This is a genomic window from Ruegeria sp. BF7 (assembly GCF_056538605.1).
The window spans coordinates 1-7,638 of record NZ_JBQFTM010000035.1 but is presented as its reverse complement, the minus strand read 5'-3'; the positions used below and the strand labels follow the sequence as shown (position 1 = coordinate 7,638).

Here is a 7,638-nt window from a genome sequence, read left to right as displayed (position 1 = left end):
AGAATCGATGCCGATCTTGGCACCGATTTCCTGAATCGGCTTCTTGTTCGCTTCGCGGGCGATTTCGATGTCGGATTTATAGCTCATTGGGTTCTGGGCTCCGTGCAAAGTAGGTCGAACGAATTCAAACCCGCCCGCATATGCGACCGGGAGAGGAATCGGAAACTTTCTTTAAGGTAAATATTTATTCCTTTCGGTCAACCTCGGAGTTGCAGAGGCTTTGACCAAATGGGTATTAATCGCGCGATGGCACCATCGAATCACGCGTAACGTTTGCGCCCTGCGCTAAGCCCCAACAACCAATCTTCTACGATGCGGCGTTCCGGAAAGGTTTTGTGCGTTGGGCTTTTCAGAAGATAATACCCCGACTGTGTTCGCACCGAGACGTCATGGATTGGTCTGACCAACGCACCGCTTTCGAGCAGCGGGTCAACAAGATGGGCCCAACCCAATGCGACCCCCAAACCGTCAACTGCCGCTTGTATCGAGAGAGGATAAGTGTTGAAGGCCACAGCGCGTTCCATAGATGCGGTAGAAATTCCATTGCCGCTAAGCCAAGTATGCCATGTCATCCATTCCGCATGACTGCTGGTCACTTCAATCAGATCCAAATCCGGCAGAGCAGATAGAACAGTCGCGTTCGGATTACTTTTGAGGTATTCTGGGCTACAGACCGGGAAAACCGTTTCCCCGAACAAAAGCTGAGCATCATATCCGGGCCAATCCCCATCCCCGCGCAAAATCGTCAGATCCATAGAGTCAGACAGGCATTCTGCATCGCTGTCTGAGGACACCAGCGAAATACGGATGCGGCCATTGGATTTATTGAATTTGCGTAACTGCGGCATCAACCAGAGCGACGCAACGGAGTTAGTGGCAGAGATCGAGACAGTGTTAGCCTGATGTTTGGCCAGCATATCACGGCTGACATCCCGCATCAGCTCCAGCGATTTTTCCACAGTTGCCAACAAAATGGCACCCTGCTGGGTCAGGGAAACAGATCGATGCCCGCGGACAAACAGGGGTACATCGTAATGCTGTTCCAGCAACCGCACTTTGCGGCTGATGGCAGTCTCGGAAATATTCAGCACCTTACTGGCATGTGCAAAGCTCTGAGCCTTTGCAGCGGCCTCAAATGCCAGAAGGTAATCGAGCGGCGGCAGAATCTTACCGGTAACTGGTGCTTTCTTCGACATCCGTGGGCAGGGTCCCGATCTTTACGTGTTCGCAATCAAAAATATTTGCCCGCATCAGTTCGACCCCGATCGGGCAACTGGCTGTTAAAATAGCGAAAAACTGGATTAGCCTCAAGAAATTGTGGGCAAAGCCTCGCAAATTTCTGTTCTGCGCCTGGAGTGATTTTAGGCAGAATGCACAAATTCGGGGCCGGAAGAGTCCGCAATTCAAAAATGAACTTCACTCAGGGAGCAAACATGAAACTCACAAATCTACTTTCTGCTGCAACCTTGGCAGCAGTTGCGGGCACCGGAGCGATTGCCGAAGACAGCAGCGATCCGATCGTTATCCCAATTCACAACTGGTCCAGTCAGATCGTGATGTCATACGTTACCGGCCAGCTACTTGAAGAGATTGGCGACAACGTCGAATACGTCACAACAGATAGTCAGGCGGTGTACGAGTCGGTGCGCTTGGGCGACGTCACGCTTGAGATGGAAGTCTGGGAAGGCGCGTTTGGTGCATCGTTCCGCGCCGCGCTGGAAAAGGGTGGTCTGCATGATGCGGGCAATCATGATGCGGTCACGCGGGAGGATTGGTGGTATCCGATGTGGACCAAGGAATCCTGCCCAGGCCTGCCCGACTGGAAAGCTCTGAACGACTGTGCGCACCTGTTTGCAACAGCGGAAACCGGCGACAAGGGCCGATATCTGGATGGTCCGGTTGACTGGTTGAAGCACGGTAAGGAACGTGCCGAAGCGCTGGATCTGAACTTCACCGTTATCAACGCGGGTTCGGCGGCGGCCTTGTGGGCGGAAATTGGCGCGGCAGAAGCGGATAAGAAACCTGTTCTGGTCTTCAACTGGACACCCAACTTTGCCGAGGCTGTCTGGCCCGGTGAGTTTGTTGAATTCCCTGCATGGGAAGATGGCTGCGACAAGGATCCTTCGAAAGGTCCGAACCCCGATGCGCTATATGATTGCGGCAACCCTGCCACCGGTTATCTGAAAAAGGCGGCATGGGATGGTATGAAGGACAAGTGGCCAACCGCGTATTGTGTGCTGACCAACATCTCGTTCACCAATCCGCAGATCGCGGAAATGGCAAAGCTGGTCGATACTGACGAACTGGAACCGGAAGATGCGGCAACTGAGTGGCTGGATGCCAACCGTGCTGTTGTTGATCCCTGGATCAGCGCCTGCAGCTGATTACTCGGCCACACATAACGAAACTTGCGTGGCCTTGCTGATATCAGTGCAGTAAGGCCACGCTTAACAAGAAAGAATGGCAGCCATGTCCACCACAGCGCCTGTAATCTCAGCCAAAAACGTCTGGAAACTGTTTGGACCCTCGCCCGACAGCTATCTGAAGTCTATGCCGGCAGACCGCAGCTTCGACGAGATTCGCGCTGACGGCTACATCGCCGGGGTCAAGGATGTATCGATTGAGGTTGGTCGGGGTGAAATGCTGGTCATCATGGGGCTGTCGGGATCAGGAAAATCCACTCTGGTGCGCTGTTTCTCGCGCCTGCATGACATCACCGGAGGCACCATTGAGGTCGACGGTCAGGATATCATGAGCCTGAGCGAGCGCGAACTGATCGAGTTGCGGCGCAACAAGATGGGCATGGTGTTTCAGTCCTTTGGCCTGCTGCCGCATCGTACCGTTTTGGACAATGTGGCGTTCCCTTTGGAAATGCGTGGCCAGGATCGCCATGACCGGCGCGAACGCGCTTTGGAAGTTGTCAAACTGGTCGGCCTTGAGGGCCGTGAAGAGTATTTTCCGCGCGAACTTAGCGGCGGCCAGCAGCAACGTGTCGGCATTGCACGTTCTTTGGCGATTGAGCCGGATATCTGGTTTCTGGACGAGCCATTTTCGGCCCTTGACCCGTTGATCCGTCGTGAAATGCAAGATGAATTCCTGCGACTGCAAGAGATGCTGGGCAAAACCATCGTCTTTATTACTCACGATTTTGACGAGGCGCTGCGTCTGGCGGATCGGATCGCGATCATGCGCAATGGCGCGGTAGAACAATGCGATACGCCGGATCAGATCGTCATGAAGCCCGCCACGGAATACGTGGCGAAATTCACCGAGGACATCGACAAAGCCCGCGTGGTGCACGCGAAAGGACTGGCAAAACCGGTCAACGGACACGCATTGGAAGGCGCGCCAATCAATGGCGGTTCAACCATCCACGAACTGGCACGGGTTTTGGTCAATGACAACCGCATCTTGTTGCCGGTCGCGGATGACAAAGGCGTTGTCACCGGCGTTCTGGAACGTGACGCAGCGTTGAATGTTCTGCTCGGAGCCGAGTGATGGCGACACTGTCCACTGAACTGCCGGATACCTCGGACAAACCGTGGGGGCGTACTCGCGTGCTTACTGCACTGCTGGTTGCGTCCATTGCGCTGATCCTTGCCAAGGCTGTTGGTATTCTGCCTGAATGGCTGAACCGGATTCCAGAGGCTGCAATCCCGCCAACAGCGCAGGTTTTGGACGCTATTTTTAACTTCATTCAAAACGATCTTGGCCTAATCTACGTCACCCGCTTTATCGCTGAAGGCCCGCTTGAGTTCTTGTTGGACACATCAGCTAACCTTTTGGAGGGCAAGCGTCGCTGGCCCTATTTAGGGCCAATCCCATGGTCGGCAATCGCCGCTGTTGCAGCCGTGATCGGCTATGCTGTCGGGGGTTGGAGACTGGCCGTTTTGGGGGCCGGAACCTTCATCTGGACCGCCGCGATCGGACAGTGGAAGATGGCCATGCAAACAATGTCCGTCATTGTGGTTGCGGCACCACTGGCCTTTCTGCTGGGTTTGACCTTGGGTATCGCTGCGTGGAAATACGGCTGGTTCGAAAGAATGCTGAAACCGGTTTTGTCCGTTCTGCAAACTCTACCGTTTTTTACATACCTTTTGCCCGCCGTGATCTTCTTCAAAGTCGGGCCAACAGCCGGTGCAGTTGCGACGATTACCTTTGCCATCCCGCCGATGATCCTGATGACCACTCTGGGCCTGAAGAAGGTCAGCCCCGAAGTGATCGAAGCAGGCAAGATGTCTGGATGTACCCGTTGGCAGATGCTGCGCCATGTCTATGTTCCAGCCGCACGCACCGAGATTTTGGTTGGCGTTAATCAGGTAATCATGTTGTGCTTGGCTATGGTGGTGTTGACCGCCTTCATCGGCATGCCCGGCCTTGGTGCCAAGCTATTGGCGATGATGGGCAGCTTCAAACTAGGTCGTTCTTTTGAGATTGGTGTGACCATCGTTCTTCTGGCCGTCATGCTCGATCGGATGTCCAAGGCCTGGGTCGTCAAACAGCCTGTTCACTTCGAACGTGATACGCCGTGGTGGAAGCGGCATCAGACCTCACTGATTGCGCTGGGTCTGTTTGTTGGGTTCACTCTGCTGTCGCAGATCTTCCCGATCCTGGCCGAGGTCGGCCGCAAGCAGCATCTGAGCCAGGGCAAGGAAATCGACGTGGTGATCAAGTCATTCCTGGCAATCGATGTCATCAAAGGGACAACCGAATGGTTGCGCTGGTTCCTGAACGTCAAGGTTCTGATCCCCTTCCGGAACACGTTGCTTGCCATTCCGACGCCTGCTTTCATCCTGCTGGTTGTTTCCTTTGCCTATTGGGTCGGTGGTCGTAGGCCCGGTATCTATGCCGCAGTCTTCTTTACAATCGTGGCTTTTTCGGGCTGGTGGGATCGGTCGGTCATCACGCTCTACACTGTGATTTCAGCAGTCGCGCTGGCGACACTGATCGGTATCCCCTTGGGTGTTGTCGCTGCTCGGTCCACTCGCTGGTCCAAGAGCATCCTGCTGGCCTGCGACACCGCGCAAACTTTTCCAAGCTTCATATACCTGATCCCCGCGATCATGTTGTTCGGCGTCAACGATGTGGCTGTTGTCTTCTCGATCCTGATCTTTGCCGCTGTGCCGCTGATCCGGTACACTATTATTGGCCTCAGCAGCGTACCGCCGGAAATGACCGAGGCTGCCGACATGTCCGGCTCGACCCGTCGACAAAAGCTGATGTCGGTGCAGTTCCCTCTGGCGCTGCCGACAATGGCGGTCGGGTTCAATCAGGCAATCATGTTTTCCTTCTTCATGGTCATCATCGCGGCGTTCATCGGTACGCAGGACCTGGGACAGGAATTGCAGCGCACACTGGCAGGCACCGAGTTGGGCAAGAATTTTGTCCTTGGTCTGAACGTGTCGCTGATGGCGCTGACCTTTGACATGGCCATCAGCAGCTGGGCGGAACAGCGTAAAAAACGACTGGGGCTCGACTGAGATGGCAAAGCTACAGAACAGACGCACCGTAGCACGATTCGACGATACAGGGTTTGTCCCAATGCGGATGGAAGGCCTGCTAGACGAGCAGATCTGGTGGAAGAACGTCAGCTTTGATGAGGAAACCGGGCAAGGCAGCTATCTGATGAAGATGGCGCCCGGCACACGCTCCAACCCTCATATCCATCACGGGCCAGAAGAGTTCTTCGTCCTCGAAGGCGATCTGACCGATCACGATGGGTTTTGCTATCGTAGCGGTGACTTTGTCAGCCTTGCTGCGGGGTCAAGCCACTATTCGCACACCGAGGCGGGATGCCTCTTGGTGGTCACCCACCGCGGTGCAACCCAAGCCACTCAGGAAGATGCACTATGAATGTTAAGCCGGTTTTCGAAGTGCCATTCGAACGCAGCGGGGTTCTGGCCCCCGGCCTTCCAATCCTGCCGCATGGGACAGAGCGCCACCCGGTCCCCGGAATGGGGTCACGCGCTGTTCCGGTATCCAAGGGAGATACCATAACGCTGCTGGATCGCGATGGGATGCAACCAGCAGAAATGGTCTTCTTTGCCCCTGACCGGAGTTCCGATGCGGCCATGCTGGGCGCGCAGGGGCATGGGCGGCCCGAAGGGTTGATTGCTACGCTGGCAAATGGCTCCGCTTCGGGGAAAAAGGTACTGCAAGCTTTGGAAGTCGCGGGTTTCGACATCGGAAAAAGCGACGCAATTCGCGCATTCACCGATGGGTCTCGTCCCGGAGATATGGTTCATTTCGTGGCGGAAAGTGATGGTCTTCTGATTGTCGCGGCACCTGGCATGGCAATGCGTCCAGAGGACAACAACCCGCCCACGGATATCATCCTGTATCTCCAGCGCTCTGCACCCGGATTGGAAAAGCCCCTTGTCGGCCCGCCGGATCCGTTGGCTGATCCTCTGAAGGACATCAACATTCAGCCCGGCAATGCCAAGTCTTATGAGGTCAAGGCAGGCGAATTCATTCAGATCGTGGATGTTCGTGGACGAGAGTGCTCGGATTTTCAAGCCTTCAGCCGCCGCGCACTGGATCAGGGGATCGAGCGCGAAATCGACCCGACAACGACTCGCAGCCTGATGGGTAGCTTGTATCCACAACCGGGCATATTCTCGAAGTACTGGTCGGTCGACCAGGAACCTCTGATCGAGATCGTTCAGGATACGTGCGGGCGCCATGACACTTTCGGTCTCGCCTGCACGGCGCGATACTACGAAGATCTTGGATATCCGGGCCACGTGAACTGCTCGGAAAACATCAACAAGGATCTGGATCGGTATGGCATTAAACCGCGTGGTGGATGGCCTGCGATCAACTTCTTTTTCAACACAATACTGGACGACACCAATGCCATAGGCATGGACGATCCTTGGTCTCGCCCCGGTGATTTCGTCCTGCTGCGGGCACTGACTGATTTGGTCTGCGTCAGCACTGGATGTCCCTGTGACATCGATCCGGCAAACGGCTGGAACCCAACCGATGTTCAAGTGCGAACCTACAAGGCGACCGAGGATTTTACACGATCCTACGGCTATAGAAAATCTGCGGAGGCGGATGTGGAAGAAACTAAGGAAACAGCATTTCACGAGTGCTTTGGACGGCACACCCGTGATTTCGTCGAATACAACGGCTATTGGCTGCCCAACACGATGACCAATCATGGTGCCATTGCTGAATACTGGGCCTGCCGGGATAAGGTCGCCGTCATGGACCTGAGCCCTCTGCGGAAATACGAGATTGTCGGACCTGACGCAGAAGAGCTGATGCAGCTTTGCGTGACCCGCAACATGAAAAAACTGAGCGTTGGTCAGGTCGTCTATACGGCCATGTGCTACGAACATGGAGGTATGATAGACGATGGCACGGTCTACCGGCTGGGTGAGACCAATTTCCGCTGGATTGGAGGCAACGACACCAGCGGATTGTGGCTGCAGGAACAGGCACTAAAGCGAAATATGAATGTCTGGGTGCGTAACTCGACGGACCAGTTGCACAACATCGCGGTCCAGGGGCGGCACAGCCGCGACATCCTTTCCAAGATCTTCTGGACACCGCCACAACAACCGACGATCGAAGAATTGCCTTGGTTCCGGCTTACCATAGCTCGGGTTGGTGATGTGCAGGGGAAATCCG

At 55.1% G+C, this 7,638-nt stretch carries 6 protein-coding genes; 5 read left to right on the top strand and 1 reads right to left on the bottom strand.

The window, feature by feature from the left end; translation table 11 throughout:
* Positions 1 to 260: 260 nt before the first annotated feature.
* Positions 261 to 1,196: a LysR substrate-binding domain-containing protein gene (locus ACR0IK_RS24100; RefSeq protein WP_480643653.1), complete on the bottom strand. Its 936-nt coding sequence runs from the start codon at positions 1,194 to 1,196 to the stop codon at positions 261 to 263.
* A gap of 237 nt (positions 1,197 to 1,433) precedes the next feature.
* Between ACR0IK_RS24100 and ACR0IK_RS24095 the strand changes: the two genes are divergently transcribed.
* The 5 genes from ACR0IK_RS24095 to ACR0IK_RS24075 all read left to right on the top strand — a co-directional run.
* Positions 1,434 to 2,384, top strand: coding sequence for an ABC transporter substrate-binding protein (locus ACR0IK_RS24095; RefSeq protein WP_480643652.1), 951 nt, complete (start codon positions 1,434 to 1,436; stop codon positions 2,382 to 2,384).
* Between the two features lie 85 nt (positions 2,385 to 2,469).
* The gene (locus ACR0IK_RS24090) at positions 2,470 to 3,498 is read left to right on the top strand and encodes a quaternary amine ABC transporter ATP-binding protein (protein WP_480643651.1); all 1,029 of its coding nucleotides are present in this window, start codon (positions 2,470 to 2,472) and stop codon (positions 3,496 to 3,498) included.
* Positions 3,498 to 5,480 carry an ABC transporter permease gene (locus ACR0IK_RS24085; RefSeq protein ID WP_480597187.1) on the top strand — a complete coding sequence of 661 codons (1,983 nt, stop codon included), beginning with the start codon at positions 3,498 to 3,500 and terminating at the stop codon, positions 5,478 to 5,480. The genes ACR0IK_RS24090 and ACR0IK_RS24085 overlap by 1 nt, the downstream gene beginning before the upstream one ends.
* A 1-nt stretch (position 5,481) precedes the next feature.
* Positions 5,482 to 5,853 carry a cupin domain-containing protein gene (locus ACR0IK_RS24080; RefSeq protein ID WP_480643650.1) on the top strand — a complete coding sequence of 124 codons (372 nt, stop codon included), beginning with the start codon at positions 5,482 to 5,484 and terminating at the stop codon, positions 5,851 to 5,853.
* Positions 5,850 to 7,638 (top strand): DUF1989 domain-containing protein (locus tag ACR0IK_RS24075; protein ID WP_480643649.1); only part of this gene is annotated, 1,789 nt, incomplete at its 3' end. The genes ACR0IK_RS24080 and ACR0IK_RS24075, both read left to right, overlap by 4 nt.